The following is a 17,765-nucleotide window of genomic DNA, read 5'->3' on the forward strand; positions in this document are numbered from 1 at the left end:
TTTGCCGGGTCCTTGTAAAAAAGGCGCCCGGCGGCCTGCGCAATTGGCGGGCCTGAAAACGCAAAGCCTAGAAAAAACAGGGCGTTGCGCGAGTTGGTACGACAGTTGCTCTAGACGGGCTATTCACCATTTTTCGGCTATCAACGGGACCTCACTACAATGCCTTCCATTGAACTACGCACAAGGCAGTCTCTCGCACTCACGCCGCGTCTTCAGCAATCGGTGCGTCTGTTGCAGTTGTCGTCTCTGGAGTTCCAGCAGGAGTTGCGCACCGCGCTCGACACCAATCCGTTCCTCGAGTACGACTCGTCGGAGACGGAAGACGTGGCGCTAGCAACCGCAACCTCTGGCGAAGACGGCGGCGCGCTGCCCGCCACCGACACGGTCGCCACCGCCGAGCCCGATGCGCTGCCGGCTGAATCCGGCGCCAACGATACACTGGAAAGCGCGGGCCAGGACGACATGCCGGGCGACTTCTCCGGCGACTACAGCAGCCGCAGTTCGACGCGCCAGAACGGCGACTCGGACAGCAGCGACCCGGCCGAATGGGCGCGCTCGCAGCCGACCTTGCGCGAGCAACTGCACGATTCGCTGCGCCTCTATCGACTCGACGACCGTGATCGCGCGGTGGCGCGCTTCATCATCGAGGCGCTCGACGACGACGGCTATCTGCGTCAGGAACTCTCCGATCTCGCGGACAGCGTCGATCTCGAACCCGAACTGACCGAAGAAGAATTGCTGGTGGCGCTGCGTCTCGTTCAGTCGCTCGATCGCCCGGGTCTGGGCGCGCGCTCGTTGTCCGAATGCCTGTCGCTGCAGGTGAATGCCTTGCCCGCTGAGACGCCGGGGCGCGATGTCGCGCGGCAAGTCGTCGAACATCATCTGGAACGGCTCGCGCGCCGCGAGCAGGCCGAACTGCAAAAGCAGATCGGCTGCAGTGCGGAAGAGTTGCGGGTGGCTTGTGCGCTCGTGCGCAAGCTCGACCCGAAACCGGGCAACAGCTACGGCCGCACCGAAGACAACTACGTGGTACCGGACGTGATCGTGCGTCAGGTCCGCAACAAGTGGGTCGTGACGATCAACCCGGCGGTGCAGCCGCGCGCGCGCATCCATCGCATGTATGCGGAACTGTTCGCGCAGTCGGCCGGCGCAAGCCGCTCGCCGCTCGCGCAACAACTGCAGGAAGCACGCTGGCTGATCCGCAATGCCCAGCAGCGCTTCGATACGATTCAGCGCGTGGCCGAGTGCATCGTCGCGCATCAGAAGGCCTTCTTCCAGTACGGCGAAATCGCGCTCAAGCCGATGGTGCTGCGCGATGTCGCCGACGAACTCGGCCTGCACGAATCCACCATCTCGCGGGCCACCGGCAACAAATATATGGCCACGCCGCGCGGTATTTTCGAATTCAAGCATTTCTTCCCGCGCGAACTGGGCACGGAAAGCGGCGGCACCTGTTCGGCCGCGGCGGTGCGCGCGCTACTCAAGGAAATGATCGCCGCGGAAAACACGCGCGATCCGCTTTCGGACGTGACGCTCGCCAAGATGCTCGCCGATCAGGGCGTGCTGGTGGCGCGCCGCACCGTGGCGAAATACCGGCATCTGATGAAGGTGCCGCCGGCGGAGTTGCGCCGCCAGCTTTAAACGCGCCGCGCCCCGCAGAGTCGGGGCAGCGCTCAAGCGCCACGCGAGACGGTCCGTCCGCGTGGCGCTTTTTCGTATCTGGACGTTTCGCGCGCGCCCCTTTACATTGGCGGGTCCATGGGAAACGGGGTGCAGTCAATGAAGTACTCGAATCTGGTCGAACGCTTGCAGGGCCGGCGCACCTCCGCGTGGGAAATCCATCGCGTCGCGCAACAGGCGGAGGCGAGAGGTGAAAACGTGATCGTCCTGAGCGTGGGCGATCCGGACTTTGCGACGCCCGCGCCGATCGTCGAGCGTGCAATCGAGGCCTTGCGCGGCGGCGATACGCACTACAGTGCGGTGTCCGGCCGCGAGCCGGTGCGCGCGGCGATCGCCGCGGAACACACGCGCATGACCGGCTGCGCCGCGAGCGCCGCCAACGTGATCCTGACCGCGGGGGCGCAGAACGGCGTGTTCGCTGCGTCGCTGTGTCTGCTGGAAGCGGGCGATGAAGTGATCGTCCCCGAGCCCATGTATCTGACCTACGAGGCCTGCGTGCGCGCGGCCGGCGCCACGCTCGTGACGGTGCCGGTCGATCGGGCGCGGGCGTTTCACGTCGACTGCGATGCGCTCGAAGCCGCCGTCACGTCGCGCACCAAAGCCATCTTCTTCGCGACGCCGTGCAATCCGACCGGCGTGGTGATGCAACGCGCCGATCTCGAACGTATCGCGCGGCTCGCGTGCCGGCACGACCTATGGGTACTCTCCGACGAGGTCTACGCCGAGCTGACGTTCGAACGCGAGCACGTGAGCATTGCCGCACTGCCCGGCATGGCGGAGCGCACCGTGACGCTCGGCAGCCTGTCGAAATCGCATGCCATGGCGGGTTGGCGCGTGGGCTGGGCGATCGGGCCCACGGAGCTGATCGAGCATATGGGGCGGCTCGCGCTTGCCATGCTCTACGGCTTGCCCGGCTTCATCCAGCAGGCTGCATTGACGGCGTTGCAGCACAAGGCCGAGATCGCCGCCGAGATGCGTGAGATCTACCGGCGCCGGCGCGACGTGGTGTTCGAGCGTTTGCATCGTGTGCCGGGCTTGCGATGCCTGTTGCCCGAGGCGGGCATGTTCATGATGGTCAATGTGAGCGGCACGGGCCTCGATACGGTCGACTTCACCTGGCAGCTGTTCCGCGCACAGGGCGTGTCGCTGCTCGACGCGAGCGCCTTTGGCGAGACGGCGAATGGTTTCGTGCGACTGGGTTTCGTCGTCGACGAAGCGCGTCTGATCGACGCGTGCGAGCGCATCGCTGCATTCGTCGGCGCATTGCCGGGTCGTTGAGTCTTTCGCCAACGTTTCGTTTGCTTTTCGATTGGCGTAACGCGGCGATGCGTCGTGGGAGGAATCCGCGTCGTCGCCAGTTTTCGATTGACGCCGCAAATGCTTGCGTCAAAAATCGAGCGCCGAGTTCGTCTTAAGCTTTGACCTTCGGGACATCGGCGCCTATCGACTCTCGGTTGGAAACCCCATGGGCCTTCGCTACACCTTCTGGTTGCGCCAATCCTTGATGGCAGGATCGATGGCGGCCGCGCTCGTGGCGATGGCGCTCGTGCTTGTTGCGCTCGCCACGTTCAGCACGATGTGCGCGGCGGCTGAACCAGACGACTCGCCGGAAGCCGCCGCAAGCGCCGATACTGAGGCATGGGCGCCGGACGCGCCTCGCGTCGTGAGCGGCCAGCCCAAACAACGTGCGGAGCCGAACGGCCAACCGCAGCAGGATTCGCACGCGGCCGCAACACGCACACCTCGGCAGCCGCGCCCGGGCGCAACGGCGCAGAACGAAGCGTCGGGCAGCGCGGCGCAGCGCAACGCGAAACCGGAGCCGGCGGCGATCCCCGTGCCGCCGGAAACCTCGGCGGTCACGCAGCATTCGATCCGGCTCGATGGCCGCAAGATCGACTACACGGCCACCGCCGGCAACCTGCTGCTGCGCGACAAGACAGGACAGGCCAACGCGAGCGTCTTTTACGTTGCCTACACCGTCGCCAGCAAAACGCCGCAGGCGCGGCCCGTTACGTTTCTTTTCAACGGCGGGCCGGGCGCCGGCACTGTCTTTCTGATGATCGGATCGTTCGGGCCGAAGCGAGCGCGTACCGCGAGTCCCGATATCACGCCGCCCGCACCGTATACGCTCGCCGACAATCCCGACAGCCTGCTCGACAGCACCGACCTCGTATTCATCGACGCCGTCGGCGCGGGTCTGTCGAGAATCGTCGGCCGTGGCACGGGCAAAGACTTCTGGGGCGTCGACAAGGATGTCGACGCGTTTTCGCAATTCATCGACCGCTATCTGACGGTGAACCAGCGCTGGAATTCGCCGAAATATCTGCTCGGCGAATCGTATGGCACCGCGCGCGCCGCGATGCTCGCGTATCAGTTGGGGCAGAACAATATCGCGCTCAACGGCGTGATCCTGATGTCGTCGGTGCTCGATTCGGCTGCGTTTTCGGCAGGCTCGGATTTCAAAAGCGAAAGCTATCTGCCGAGCTTCGCGGCGATCGCCTGGTATCACGACAAGATCGTGCCGAAGCCGGCCAGTCTGCCGGCTTTTCTCGATGAAGCGCGCGCGTTCACACGCGGCCCCTATGCGCAAGCCCTCGCACAAGGGGATGCGCTGTCCGACGCCGAGCGCGACGCGATCGCCGCGCGCGTCGCGCAATTCACAGGGCTAGATGTCGCCTACGTGAAGCGTAGCCGGCTGCGTCTTTATCCGTCGCGCTATCGCAGTGAATTGCTGCGCGATCAGGCGCGCAGTATCGGCCGTTACGATGCGCGCTTCGAAGGCATCGACTTCGACAGCGTCTCTGAGCGCCCCGATTACGACGCCTCGGTGAGCAGCGTGTCGAGTGCTTTCGACGCGGCGCTGCACCAGCATTTCGCTGAGGACTTGCACTTCACGCCGGCCGACCGCTACCGCGTGTTCAACGATGAAGCGTTGACCCAATGGGACTGGAAGCATCGCGAATGGTGGGGCGAGCATTTGCCCGTACCGTATGCAGCCGGCGATCTGGCTGAAGCGATGCGGCAGAATCCGCAATTGCGCGTGATGTCGGTGAACGGCTATTTTGATCTGGCCACGCCGTTCTACGCGACCGAATATGCGCTCGCGCATCTGGGCGTGGACGGCCCGCTGCGCGCCAATGTGCGAATCGCCTACTATCCGACCGGTCACATGATCTATCTCGACGACGCGGCATTGCACACGCTCAAGCGCGATCTGGCGAGTTTCTATGCGGCGGGTGCGCGCTAGCCGGTTCCGAACAACTCGCAACGCGGTCGGGGCTTGCCCGATAGCCGGATTCGGCGTGTTCCGTTGAACGGTATAATTCGTTGCAACGTCGTGGCATGACCGCGACGTTGCAACGTATCGTGCCTGGACGCTTATCCACCGCCTCAAAACCGCTCGCTCAACCGGCTTCACTTACCGCTGCCCATGCCATTTCTCCCGATCCAGTCCTTCACGCGCAAACGGCTGTCCGACGTGGTGTCCGACCAGATCAAGCAACTGATCTCGGACGGCACGCTGATGCCCGGCGACCGCTTGCCGGCGGAACGCGATCTGGCGACGCAACTCGGCGTGTCGCGGCCGTCGTTGCGGGAAGCGCTGATTCGGCTGGAGGCGGACGGCTACATCGAGACGTCGGGGCGGGGCGGTTTTACGGTGGTCGATGTCACGGCGCCGATCATCTCCAAGCCGCTCGCCGAGTTGCTGCTGCAGAATCCGCGCACCAGTGCCGATATTCTGGAGTTGCGTCAAGGGCTCGAATCGATTTCGACGGTGTATGCCGCGGAGCGCGCCACGGCCGCCGACCTGAAAAAGATCAGCGTGGCGTTCGAGGCATTGAAGGCCGGCTCGCAGTCGCAGGATCGCGTGAACCTCGCGGAACTGGACGCCGCGTTTCATCTCGCGATCGCCGACTCCACGCACAACATCGCGCTCGCGCACGTGATGCACGGCATCCATACGCTGATTCGCGAGGGCATGCGCCAGTACCATCGGCTGATCGATTACGACGACGCGATGGAAAAGCAGTTGATGAGCCAGCATCAGGCCATCTACGACGCCGTCATGGCACGCGACGCGCAAAAGGCGCGCAAGGCCGCCGAGCGTCATTTGACCTTCGTGCGTGAGATGTACAAGGAAGACGCGGCGAAGCCTTCGTCGAGCGTGGTTTCGTGATTGCGTGAATGTTGTCTGGGCGCTAACCAGGCGGCCGTGTCTTTGCGGTTTCAACTCTTCGCTTTTAATCCCCTTCAGTTCTAATTCATTGTCGCGGATGCCTGCGCGCGACGCGGCATCCCTGCCATCCCGCGATTGACACCGTTTCGCAACTTCCTTATATTCTTGGTCAGACCAACCTTACCAGTCTGACTGACGCGGCGAAAACCCGGTCAATCGAGCCATGGCGGCACGACGCCAAACTGGTTCCCCCATGCGATTCCGCAGTAGAGTAGGCGAATCGCCGGCTGCGCTTTTTTCTTTCAAAGAGCTTATGAAAGTCGCCCTGTTCATCCCGTGCTTCATCGACGCGTTCTATCCCGAAGTGGGGATCGCCACGCTCGAATTGCTCGAACGCTTCGGCATCGAGGTCGACTATCCGCAGGAGCAAACCTGCTGCGGCCAGCCGATGGCCAACAGCGGCGCGCATGCCGAGGCCGCCGGCACCGAGCGTGTGTTTGCGCGCAACTTCGCGGGTTATGACTACATCGTCGGGCCGTCGGCGAGTTGCATTCATCACGTGCGCGAGCATCTGACCGCGCTCGAACAAACCGACGAAGTGAAGAAGGTCCGCGCGAACGCCTACGAGCTCGTGGAGTTTCTACACGACGTGGTCGGCGCGCGTGAATTTCCGTGGGCGGAGTTTCCGCATCGCGTGGGATTGCACAACAGTTGCAGCGCGTTGCGGCATCTGAAAGAAGCCTCGATTTCGGAAGTGGCGGGCACGCCGTTTTCGAAGCCGCGCACCTTACTCGAAGGCGTGAAGGGCATCGAGTTCGTCAGGCCGGTGCGGCCCGACGAATGCTGCGGTTTCGGCGGCACGTTCTCCGTTACCGAAGAGCCGGTGTCGGTGCGCATGGGGCAGGACAAGGTACGCGATCATCTGAACGCGGGCGCCGAATACATCGTCTCGGGCGACATGTCGTGCCTCATGCATCAGCAAGGCTGCGCGGAACGCATGAAAGCCGACGCGCGCTTCATCCATATCGCGCAGGTTCTCAATGGAGCACGCGCATGAGCAACCGGATCGATCACGCGAAAGCCGCGGGCGCTTTCATCGACAAGACCGAGCATGTGGCGTTTCATGACAAACGCCTGTGGGATTTGCGTGAGAAGCGCGATGTGCAGGCGCACGGCATTGCCGAATGGGAGACGATGCGTGAACTCGCGTCGGGTATCAAGGAACACACGCTGTCGAATCTGTCCGCGTATCTCGAACAGTTCGCGGCGGCGGCGGAGGCGAACGGCGTGACGGTCCATTGGGCCGCCACCGCCGAAGAACACAACGCGCTCGTGCACCAGATCATGTCGGAGCGCGGCATGACCACGCTCGTCAAAAGCAAGTCGATGCTCACCGACGAATGCAAGATGCGCGAGTATCTCGAACCGCGCGGCATCTCGGTGATGGAAACGGATCTGGGCGAACGCATCCAGCAACTCGATCATCAGGATCCGAGCCATATGGTGGTGCCGGCGGTCCATAAACTGCGCGCCGATGTCGCCGAACTGTTCGGCCGTACCATCGGCACCGATCCGAAGAACAGTGACATCCACTACCTCGCGGAAAGTCAGCGGATGAATACGCGGCCGTACTTTGTGCGCGAGAAAACCGCCGGCATGACCGGCTGCAATTTCGCGGTGGCAGAGACCGGCACGGTCGTGGTGTGTACGAACGAAGGCAATGCGGATCTGTCGGCGAATGTGCCGCCTTTGCATATCGCGTCGATCGGAATTGAGAAGCTGATTCCGAAAGTGTCGGACCTCGGCGTGTTCATCCGCATGTTGTCGCGCAGCGCGCTCGGCTCGCCGATCACGCAGTACACCTCGCATTTCCGCGCGCCGCGTCCGGGCACGGAGATGCATTTCATCCTCGTCGATCACGGCCGCTCGGAGCGGCTTGCGATGGAGGACTTCTGGTATTCGCTCAAATGCATTCGCTGCGGCGCGTGTATGAATACGTGTCCCGTGTATCGGCGCAGCGGCGGGCTGTCGTATGGCGGCACGTACTCGGGGCCGATCGGCGCGATCATCAATCCGACTTTCGATCTGAAGCGCTATAGCGCGTTGCCGTTCGCGTCGACGCTCAATGGCAGTTGCACCAACGTGTGTCCCGTGAAGATCAATATTCACGAGCAGATCTACAAATGGCGCACGGTCATCGCCGAGCGCCATGAAGTGCCGTTCGTGAAGCAGGAAGTGCTGAAAATGGCGGGGCGGCTGCTGGCGAGCCCGACCTTGTATCGCGCGACAGTGTCGTCGATGAGCAGCGCGCTGCGGCGGCTGCCGAATTTCGTGCTGTATAACCCGCTCAACATCTGGGGCAAGCAGCGCGAGTTGCCGGAGGCGCCGAAGCTGACCTTCCACGCCTGGTACAAGAAGAATCGCGGAGACGGCAATGGCAACGCGTGAAGCGTTTCTCGACAAGGTGCGGCAGGCACAGCCACCGTCGCGGCCACGGCCCGAGGTGCCGCTCTTCGACGCGGCGGGTGGCGATCTGCGCGCGCGCTTCACGGCGGCCTTGCAGGCGATGGGCGGCACCTGCGTCGAAGCCACGTCCGCGACCGACGTGAGTGGGCTGATTCGCGAGCGGTTTGGCGCTGACGCATCGGTGGCTTCGGCGACCGCTGAAGTGCCGGGCACGCGCGCGCTCACCGCCGACACGGAACCCGCATCGTTGCAGGACATCGACGTGGGCTTGGTGCGGGCACGTTTCGGCGTCGCCGAAACCGGCTCGGTGTGGTTCAGCGAACGCGAGTACGTGGTCAACGCGTTGGGCTACATCGTGCAGCATCTGGTCGTGCTGCTCGATCCGGCGCAATTGATCGACGGCTTGCAGGACGTGTACCGGCGCGACGATTTCCGCGACGCGCGTTACGCGGCGCTCGTCACCGGACCTTCGGCGACGGCGGATATCGAGGGCGTGCTGATTCGCGGCGCGCAAGGCGTGCGTTCGTTGACGGTGGTGTGGCTGGCGGCGCAATGAAAATGCAGTAGCGGCGGCACGATCGAATGGCACAATGCGGCATCCCGTTCGATAAGCCTGCCACTCTGCTGACATGGAACTCCGGCATCTCCGATACTTCGTCGCCGTTGCGGAACACGCGAGCGTGCGCGGCGCCTCCGAGCAGCTTCATGTGACCCAGCCGGCCATTTCGCGGCAAATCCAGGACCTCGAGGAAACCTTGGGCGTCGCGCTATTCGAGCGCACGCCGCGCGGCCTCAAGCTGACGCTGGCGGGCGACGCCTATCTGCGCGAGGCGCGTGGCATTCTGAAGCAGGTCGAGTCAGCCGCGCGCGTCGCGCAACGGATCGCGGCGGGCGTGTCCGGCCATGTGCGCATGGGGTTCGTCGAAAACGCGGTCTGGGGCGGCCTCGTGCCGAACGCGCTGCAAGCATTCCAGCAGGCGGCGCCTCAGGTCGGCATCGAACTCACGCCGATGAACACGCCCGAGCAACTGGGCGCGATCGACGCGGGCCAACTCGACGGCGGCTTTATCTATCACTTCGGCGCGCTGCCCGAGCAGTTCGTCAGCTTGCCCTTGCTCGAAAACGGCGTCGTGCTGGCGGCGCCGGTCGCATGGTCGTTCGGCCGGCGCAAGAGCGTGCGCGCCGCGCAACTGGCCGGCAAGCCCTTCATCACGTTTCCACGGCGTGTCTATCCCGCGTACTACGACCGCCTGATCGGCGCGTGCGAGCGCGCCGGTTTGACGCTCGACGTCGTGCAGGAAGTGTCGACGGAAGCCGCGATTCTCTCGTTGGTCTCGGCGGGTGTGGGCGCGGCGATCGTCAACTCGGCCAATCGCGAGCGGCCGCCGGCGCTGGTGCAATTCCTCGCGCTGTCCGATCTGTCGATCGCGCTGCCGCTTCATTTTGCGTATCACGAGCAGCACCGCAATCCCGCGCTCGCGCAGTTCATCGCCTTGCTCAAGGCGCAGAATTGAACGGCTGGCGATGCCTCGCCGCGATGCCTTCAAGGCATCGGCTTCCCTAAAAATCGGCATTGGCGCTGGTTTTTTGCCTCGACGATATTGAATGCACGACTACGGCGCGTCATCCGACGACGGCGCCGTGGCCCGCTTTCTTATCGGGAGACAACCATGCCGTCCACATCATCACTGATTTCCACCGACATCGACTACGAGCGCCACGGTCTGCAGAACGGCACGTTGCGCGTGCCGTATTCGCACGATCGCTCGGCGTACGGGCACATTCCGATTCCGATCGCCGTGCTCAAGGGCTGTGACGGTCCCACGGTGTTACTCACAGGCGGCAATCACGGCGACGAATACGAAGGGCCCGTCGCGTTGATGAAACTGATCCGGCGCATGCCCTCGATGTCGATCAAAGGCCGGCTGATCGTCGTGCCGGCGCTGAATTTCCCGGCTTTTATCAACGGCTCGCGCACCTCGCCGATCGACAAGGGCAATCTGAACCGCGTTTTCCCCGGCGCGCGCAACGGCCACATCACCGAAATGATCGCGCATTATACGGATACCGAACTGTTTCCGCGCGCCGACGTGGTGATCGATCTGCACGCGGGCGGCGCGTCGTTCAATCATCTGCCGACCTTGCTCGCGGCGCCCCCAGCCGACGCGTCGCGTCGTGCCGAATACCGGCGGCTGGTGCAGGCGTTTGCCGCGCCGCAAACCATGCTCATGGATCTGCTCGGCGAGGACCGCACGTATGGCGCGGCCGTCGAACGGCACGGCAAGCTGTTTTTGAGCGGTGAATTCGGCGGCTATGCGGCCTGCGATCCCGACGGCGTCGCGATCGTCGAGGACGGTCTGCGGCGCGTGCTGCATACGCTAGGTGTCACGCCTGACGATCGTCCGCCGGCGCCACGGCACGACACACGCTGGTTGAAAGTGGACGGCGCGCGGCACTACGTGTTTGCCTCGCGGGCGGGCGTGGCCGAACCGGTGTTCGCGCTCGGCGATCAGGTCAAAAAGGATCAGTTGGCCGCAAGGGTATTCGATCCGTACGCGCCGTGGAGCGAACCGCAGGAAATCCGTTTTGCGGGCGACGGTGTGGTGGTGTGCATGCGTTCATTCGCACGCGTCGAGCCGGGCGACTGTATCGCCGTGCTGGCCGCGGATGCGCAATGGCAATGACCCAGTCGCTTGAACCGAAGCCAGCCGGAGATTCGCCATGAATGTAGTCACCACCGTGTCCGGTGCCGACGACGCCGATACGCGCCGTGGGCACAGCTACGTCGTCGTCCTGTTCTTTGTCTGCTTTGCGTTTTCGTATCTCGACCGGCAGATCGTGAGCATTCTCGTGCAACCGATCAAGGAAACGCTGGCGCTCACCGATACGCAAATCGGCTTGCTGCAAGGGTTTTCGTTCACGCTGTGCTACGCGACGGCGGGCGTGTTCATCGCGCGGTTGATCGACCGTTCCAATCGCGTGCGTCTGATCGCCGTGTGCGTGGCGATCTGGGCCGTCTCCACGGCGCTGTGCGGCTTTGCGCACAATTTCGGCGAGTTGCTGGCGGCGCGCGCGGGGACGGCTATCGCGGAAGCGGGCTTGAGCCCTGCGGCGCTGTCGATCTTCAGCGATCTGTATCCGCCGCGCAAAGTCACGCGGGCAAGCAGCGTGTTCATGCTTGGACCGTACATCGGCGGTGGCGTCGCGCTGTTCGGCGGCGGCATGCTGCTCGGTTCGATCGAGCACGGCGCGGGCGCTGCGTGGCTCGCGGGCACCGGCTTGAACGGATGGCAGGCGGTGTTCGTCGCGGTCGGATTGCCGGGGCTGGCGCTTGCGGCGATCGTCGCGTTGTCGGTGCGGGAGCCGCAACGGCGTGGTTTGTCGCCCGCACTTGGGGCGACCGCCGCCGAGCCGGCCGCGCGTGGTGTCGTTTCGACTGACCATGCGTCATCAGTCGCTTTCGTAGCCGAGGCCGCGCAGGACAGTACGCCGCCGCTGAAAGACGTGCTGCGCGAACTGTTCGTGAAGAACCGCTTCTGTCTCCCGTACTTCGCCGCCTACGTCGCGCTGATCACGCTGTTCTACTCGCACGCGGCGTGGTTTCCGACGCTGCTGATCCGTCATTTTCATCTGACGCCGCGCGAAGTCGGACAGATGGCGGCGCCAGCCTATATGTTCGGCGGCATACTCGGTGTGCTGAGCGCGGGCTGGCTGGCCGGGCGCGTCAGCGATGCCGCCGCCGTGCGCAAGGTGCTGGCGCTGTCAGCGTCGGCGGCCGTGTTGCTGGTGCCGGCCGCCGTTGCGATGCCGCTCGTCGGCGACGTGCATATCGCCGTGGTCCTGTATGGCGCATGCGCGTTTGCGGCGAGTGTCGCGATGGCGTTGGCGCCGGTGCCGATCCAGATCGCGATTCCGAATCGTATGCGCGGACGTTCGATTGCTTTGCTGGTGTTTCTCACCAACGCGATCAGCGGCGGAGTCGGACCGTTCGCGGTCGGCTTTATCAATGAGCGGCTCGGCGGGCAGAGCGCCGGTTTGGGTGTGGCGCTGGCGTGCGTCGGCGGCGTGGCGGCCGCGCTCAGCGCGCTGCTGTACGGCGTGGCCGCTCGCCGGACGCCCGTGTTGGCTCGTGCATGACGCAGTTTGCGTGGCGATGTCTGCGTGAACCGGAGCATGGTGCGGCTTGCGTGGCGGCGCCCGAGTGAATCGGAGCATGACGCAGCTCACATACCGATGCCCGCAAGGCATCGCCACGCGCAGAAAACGGCATTGGCCGGCAAGCCACGGATTTGCGATAGTGAAGCCATTCATCGCGGCAGCGTGACATAACCCATCCATTCGCTGCCGCCGCACTTTTCACGGAGTCACATCATGCCGACCGAGGTTCTTACGCACCGGGTAGGCGACGCGCGCATTACCCGCGTCAGCGAAACCTGCTTTCCGTTGGCGCCCGCCGTGCTTTATCCCGAATGGGCGCCGTCCGCAGCCGATGAATTGAGCCGCCGTCTGTCGACGGCAAGTCTCGATCTCGAACGCAACGAAGTGACGCTGAGCGTGCACACCTGGGTCGTGCAGATGGACGGCCTGACCGTGCTGATCGATACCGGCATCGGCAATTTCAAGGAGAGGCCGTTCAGCAAGCTGTTCCATCAACTGAACAACCCGTACCTGGAGCGTCTCGCCGACGCGGGCATCCTGCCCACGCAGGTGGACGAGGTGCTGCTCACTCATCTGCACGCGGACCACGTCGGCTGGAATACGCAGTGGCTCGATGGCCGCTGGCAGCCGACTTTCCCGAACGCGAAATACGTGTTTCCGCAAGCGGAGCAGGATTTCTTCGCGACCCCGGCGGGCGACAGCCGCCGCATGGTCTTCGAAGACAGCGTCGTGCCGGTGATCGAATCTGGCCAGGCGGTGACGATTCCTGCCGAGGGTGGCACATGGCGCGAAGGTATCGTGTTTCATCCCACGCCGGGGCATAGCGCCGGACATATGTCGATTTCGATTCGCTCGCGCGGAGAAGAGGCGCTCTTTACCGGCGATGTGATGCATAACCCCATCCAGGTTTACCGGCCGGAATGGAACTCGACGTTCTGCCTCGACGCGGCGTCGGCGCGAAGCTCGCGGCACTGGTTGCTCAACTACGCGGCCGATCGCGACGCGTCACTCTTTACTGCGCATTTCCCGCAGACATCGGCGGGGCGGGTGAAGCGGGGCGCGGACGGATTCGAATGGGAGTATGTCGACGTCGCGCCATGACGTTGCCTTAAGGCAATCTGGCCGGGCTCGCCACGGATTTTGCTATCATCACTGTATAAACATACAGGTTTCATGAAAGTGCCGTGGCAACGACTGCCTCTCCCTACGCCCTCTACTATCTGCTGAACTTCGAGCGCGCCCTGGCGTGGCTCGCGCAGCGTTACGACGATCTGTTCGACGCGCACGAGCAAGCGTTCCTGCGCGAGTTCGCCGCGTTGCCGCAGTCATCGCGCGCGCTGCTGGTTCGCATGCTGATGCGCAAAGGCACGCTGTTCCGCGCGAGCCGCCTGTCCTACGACGAGATCGGCTGCCCGTCGCAGGCGGCCGCGCCGATCGCGGCGCTCGGCTGGGTCGACACCGAACCGGGCCTCACACTCGACGAACTGTTCGCGCTCACCACGCGCGCCGAGTTGATGGAGATTTTCGCGGACGCCATCGCGTTGATTCCGGGCGCAAGGAGCCTGCGCAAGCCGGATCTGCTGGAAACACTTCGCCCGTTTTATGCAAGCGAGAGCGACGAGGAAGACGCCACGGCGCGCCCGCTTTCGGCATGGCACGGTCGAACTGAGGACCGCGTTTTTCACGTGGCGATCGCGCCGCTTTGCGAACGTTTGCGTCTGATGTTCTTCGGCAATTTGCAGCAGGAGTGGTCGGAGTTCGTGCTCGCCGACCTCGGTGTGTTCCAGTACGAGAAAGTGGCGTTCGCGCCTTCGTCGCGCGCGTTCCAGCAGCGCGCGGACGTCGACGTCTATCTCGCGTTGCACGTATGCCGTGAAGCGCTCGAATGGCTGCCCAGCGGCGAGACCGAAGCGGTCGCGGTCGACGAACTCGTCGCCACGGTCGCCGCCATTGAAACTGCCAACCCCTGGCTTGAAACACGGCGCGCGAAACTGTTGTTCCGCATCGGTTACCTGTGCGAGCGTCGGCAGAACTGGTCGGCCGCGCTCGCCGTTTATGAGCGTTGTGCGTGGCCCGGCGCGCGTCATCGGCGCATGCGCGTGCTCGAACGCAGCGAGCGTTTCGACGATGCCTTCGCGCTGGCCTCGCAAGCCGCCGCCGCGCCGGAAAGCGAAGAAGAGGCGCAACGCATCGCGCGCATGCTGCCGCGTTTGCAGCGCAAGCGCGGCGAACCGGTCGCGCGGATGCCCGCCGCTCGCCCGGTCGAGCGCAACATGCTTGTGTTGCCGCGACCCGAGGCGCCGATGCCGGTCGAATACGTCGCCCGCGATCATCTGACGTGCGAGACCGCGCCGGTGCATTACGTCGAGAACGCGTTGATCAACTCACTGTTTGGGCTGTTGTGCTGGGAGCCGGTTTTCGCGGCGTTGCCCGGCGCGTTTTTTCATCCGTTGCAGCGCGGTCCCGCCGATCTGCACGCGCCGGATTTTCATGCGCGCCGCGCTGAGCACTTCGCCGCGTGTCTCGCGCAACTCGACAGCGGTGTCTATCGCGAGACGATTTTGCGGCATCTGCATGGCAAGGCAGGGCTGCAATCGCCGTTCGTGTTCTGGGGGCTGCTCACGCCAGAGCTCGTTGCATTGGCGCTCGACTGTCTGCCGGCCGCTCATCTGAGGTTGTGGTTCGAGCGCTTGTTGCGCGATGTTCGTGGCAATCGTTCCGGGTTGCCGGATCTGATCCGCTTCTGGCCTGCTGAGCGCCGCTATGAGTTGATCGAAGTGAAAGGCCCAGGCGACCGCTTGCAGGACAATCAGATCCGCTGGCTTGCGTATTGCGCGCAGCATGGAATGCCGGTGCGCGTGCTCGATGTGCGCTGGGCCGATGAAGCTGTAGTCGCGGAAGGTGGTGGCGCGGTTGAAGCTGCTACCGAGGTCGACGCTGAGGCCGGCGCTGAGGCCACCACCAAAGCCGCCGAGGCCGCCGCATGACCTACGTGGTCGCCGTACGGGCGATGTGCGAGTTCACCGCGAGGCGCGGCGATCTCGATCTGCGCTTCACGCCGGCGCCGACCTCGCTCGAAGGCATGGCGGGCCACGTGACGGTCGCCGGCCGGCGCGCGAGCGGCTACGAAACCGAAATCACGCAGACGGGCACGCATCGCAGCCTGACCGTGCGCGGGCGCGCCGACGGCTACGACCCGCAAGCGAACCGGCTGGAAGAGGTCAAGACGCATCGCGGCGATCTCGAACGCATGCCCGCCAATCACCGCACGCTGCACTGGGCGCAGGCGCTCGTCTACGGACATTTGCTGTGCCGGACGCGGGAGCTAACGGAGCTGACTGTAGCGTTGGTGTACTTCGATATCGGCACGCAGAAAGAGGTGCTGTTGACGCAAACGCATACCGCGCGCGAGCTGGAGATTTTCTTCGTCGAGCAATGCGAGCGGTTTCTCGATTGGGCGGTGCAGGAAGAGGCGCATCGGGCCGCACGCAACGCGGCGCTCGACGCGCTGCAGTTTCCGCACGGGCAGTTTCGCAGTGGGCAGCGCGAACTGGCGGTGTCGGTGTATCGTGCGGCGCGCGACGGCAAGCCTTTGATGGCGCAGGCGCCAACCGGCATCGGCAAGACGCTCGCGACGATTTTTCCCTTGCTCAAGGCTTGCGCATCGGACCAGATCGACCGGATGTTCTTTCTGACCGCCAAGACCCCCGGCCGCGCGCTGGCATTGGACGCGATCGAAACGCTCCATCAAGGCGCCACGCGTCTGCCGCTAAGAACCCTCGAACTGGTCGCGCGCGACAAAGCCTGCGAGCATCCCGACAAAGCCTGCAATGGCGAATCCTGTCCGCTCGCGCGCGGTTTCTACGACCGGCTCGACGCGGCCCGCAGCGCGGCGCTGGCCGGTCCGCGCCTCGACCGCGCGGCGGTGCGCGAAGCGGCGCTCGCCAACGACGTCTGTCCGTACTATCTGGCGCAGGAACTGGCGCGCTGGGCCGACGTGGTGGTCGGCGATTACAACTACTACTACGACAGCAGCGCGATGCTATACGCGCTTACGCAGATCAACCAGTGGCGCGTGGGCGTGCTGGTCGACGAGGCGCACAATCTGCTCGACCGCGCGCGGCGCATGTACAGCGCGTCGCTCGATCAGGCGGCGTTCCGGCTCGCGCGCAAGACCGCGCCGGCCACCTTGCGCAAGCCGCTTGAACGGCTGCAACGCGAGTGGAACGCCGTCAAGCGCGCGCAGACCGCGACCTATCAGGTCTACGCCGACGTCCCCGGCAAACTGCTCTCGGCCGCGCAGAATCTGATCGGCGCGGTCACGGATCAACTGGCGGAAGCGCCGCTTTCCATCGACGAAGCGTCGCTGCGCTTTTTCTTCGACGCGATGCATTTCGTCGCGCTGGCCGAGCAGTTCGGCGAGCATTCGATCTTCGATATCACGCTCACCACAGACCGTTACGCGCCGCGCGACAAAACGAATGCCACGCTGTGCGTGCGCAACGTGATTCCCGCGCCGTTTCTCGCGCCTCGCTACGCGGCCGCGCGCACCACGGTGATGTTCTCCGGCACGCTCAACCCACATCATTTCTATCGCGACACGCTGGGCCTGCCCGAACAGACCCAATGGCTCGAAGTGGAAGGGCCCTTTCGCGCCGAGCAGTTGCAAGTGCGCGTGGCCGGCAACGTATCGACGCGTTGGCGCGACCGCGAGCGTTCTCTCATGCCGATCGTCGATCTGATCGCGAAGCAATACGCGGCGCAGCCGGGCAACTATCTGGGCTTTCTGAGCAGCTTCGAGTATTTGCAGCGGGTGGTCGCGCTGATGCGCGAACGGCATCCGGATTTGCCGGTCTGGGCGCAGGAACCCGGCATGGACGAAACGGCGCGCGACGCGTTTCTCGCGCGCTTTCGCACCATGAACCAGGGCGTGGGCTTCGCGGTGCTCGGCGGCGCGTTTTCGGAAGGCGTCGACCTGGTCGGCCGGCAATTGATCGGCGCGTTCATCGCCACGCTCGGTTTGCCGCAGATGAACGAGATCAACGAACAGATGCGTCGCACGATGGAGACGAAGTTCGGCAACGGCTACGACTACATGTATCTGTACCCTGGCTTGCAGAAAGTGGTGCAGGCGGCAGGGCGCGTGATCCGCACGGAGCAGGACCAGGGCGTGGTGCATCTGATCGACGACCGCTATCGGCGGCCGGAAGTGCGGCGGTTGCTGCCGCGCTGGTGGGACGTGCAATAGCGGGGCAGCCCGGCGCTTCGTCAGCGTGTCTCTTTA

13 protein-coding genes are annotated in these 17,765 nt (G+C 64.2%); all 13 read left to right on the forward strand.

Annotated elements, in window-relative coordinates; genetic code table 11:
- Positions 1 to 159 precede the first annotated feature (159 nt).
- Positions 160 to 1,641: an RNA polymerase factor sigma-54 gene (locus HF916_RS18350; protein ID WP_168790282.1), complete on the forward strand. Its 1,482-nt coding sequence runs from the start codon at positions 160 to 162 to the stop codon at positions 1,639 to 1,641.
- 138 nt (positions 1,642 to 1,779) lie between these two features.
- Positions 1,780 to 2,958, forward strand: a complete 1,179-nt coding sequence (locus HF916_RS18355) for a pyridoxal phosphate-dependent aminotransferase (RefSeq protein ID WP_168790283.1) — start codon at positions 1,780 to 1,782, stop codon at positions 2,956 to 2,958.
- A 187-nt stretch (positions 2,959 to 3,145) separates the two neighbouring features.
- The gene (locus HF916_RS18360; protein WP_168790284.1) at positions 3,146 to 4,927 is read left to right on the forward strand and encodes a S10 family peptidase; all 1,782 of its coding nucleotides are present in this window, start codon (positions 3,146 to 3,148) and stop codon (positions 4,925 to 4,927) included.
- 183 nt (positions 4,928 to 5,110) lie between these two features.
- Positions 5,111 to 5,857, forward strand: coding sequence for a FadR/GntR family transcriptional regulator (locus HF916_RS18365; protein WP_168790285.1), 747 nt, complete (start codon positions 5,111 to 5,113; stop codon positions 5,855 to 5,857).
- 313 nt (positions 5,858 to 6,170) lie between these two features.
- Complete coding sequence (locus tag HF916_RS18370; protein ID WP_168790286.1) at positions 6,171 to 6,914, forward strand: (Fe-S)-binding protein; 744 nt, start codon at positions 6,171 to 6,173, stop codon at positions 6,912 to 6,914.
- A complete protein-coding gene (locus HF916_RS18375) occupies positions 6,911 to 8,305 on the forward strand; it encodes a lactate utilization protein B (RefSeq protein ID WP_168790287.1) in 1,395 nt (464 codons plus the stop codon). The genes HF916_RS18370 and HF916_RS18375 overlap by 4 nt, the downstream gene beginning before the upstream one ends.
- Positions 8,292 to 8,879, forward strand: a complete 588-nt coding sequence (locus tag HF916_RS18380) for a LutC/YkgG family protein (protein WP_168790288.1) — start codon at positions 8,292 to 8,294, stop codon at positions 8,877 to 8,879. Before HF916_RS18375 ends, HF916_RS18380 begins: the two co-directional genes overlap by 14 nt.
- 73 nt (positions 8,880 to 8,952) lie before the next feature.
- Complete coding sequence (locus HF916_RS18385) at positions 8,953 to 9,837, forward strand: LysR family transcriptional regulator (RefSeq protein ID WP_168790289.1); 885 nt, start codon at positions 8,953 to 8,955, stop codon at positions 9,835 to 9,837.
- Between the two features lie 156 nt (positions 9,838 to 9,993).
- Entirely contained in the window at positions 9,994 to 11,007 is a 1,014-nt protein-coding gene (locus HF916_RS18390) for a succinylglutamate desuccinylase/aspartoacylase family protein (protein WP_168790290.1), read from the forward strand.
- Between the two features lie 37 nt (positions 11,008 to 11,044).
- Entirely contained in the window at positions 11,045 to 12,460 is a 1,416-nt protein-coding gene (locus tag HF916_RS18395; protein ID WP_168790291.1) for an MFS transporter, read from the forward strand.
- A gap of 234 nt (positions 12,461 to 12,694) precedes the next feature.
- The gene (locus HF916_RS18400; RefSeq protein ID WP_168790292.1) at positions 12,695 to 13,582 is read left to right on the forward strand and encodes an MBL fold metallo-hydrolase; all 888 of its coding nucleotides are present in this window, start codon (positions 12,695 to 12,697) and stop codon (positions 13,580 to 13,582) included.
- Between the two features lie 83 nt (positions 13,583 to 13,665).
- Positions 13,666 to 15,468 (forward strand): VRR-NUC domain-containing protein, encoded by a 1,803-nt coding sequence (locus HF916_RS18405; protein ID WP_168790293.1) that lies wholly within the window; start codon positions 13,666 to 13,668, stop codon positions 15,466 to 15,468.
- Positions 15,465 to 17,729: an ATP-dependent DNA helicase gene (locus HF916_RS18410; protein WP_168790294.1), complete on the forward strand. Its 2,265-nt coding sequence runs from the start codon at positions 15,465 to 15,467 to the stop codon at positions 17,727 to 17,729. The genes HF916_RS18405 and HF916_RS18410 overlap by 4 nt, the downstream gene beginning before the upstream one ends.
- Positions 17,730 to 17,765 lie beyond the last annotated feature (36 nt).

Source organism: Paraburkholderia aromaticivorans, assembly GCF_012689525.1.
GTDB lineage: Bacteria > Pseudomonadota > Gammaproteobacteria > Burkholderiales > Burkholderiaceae > Paraburkholderia > Paraburkholderia aromaticivorans_A.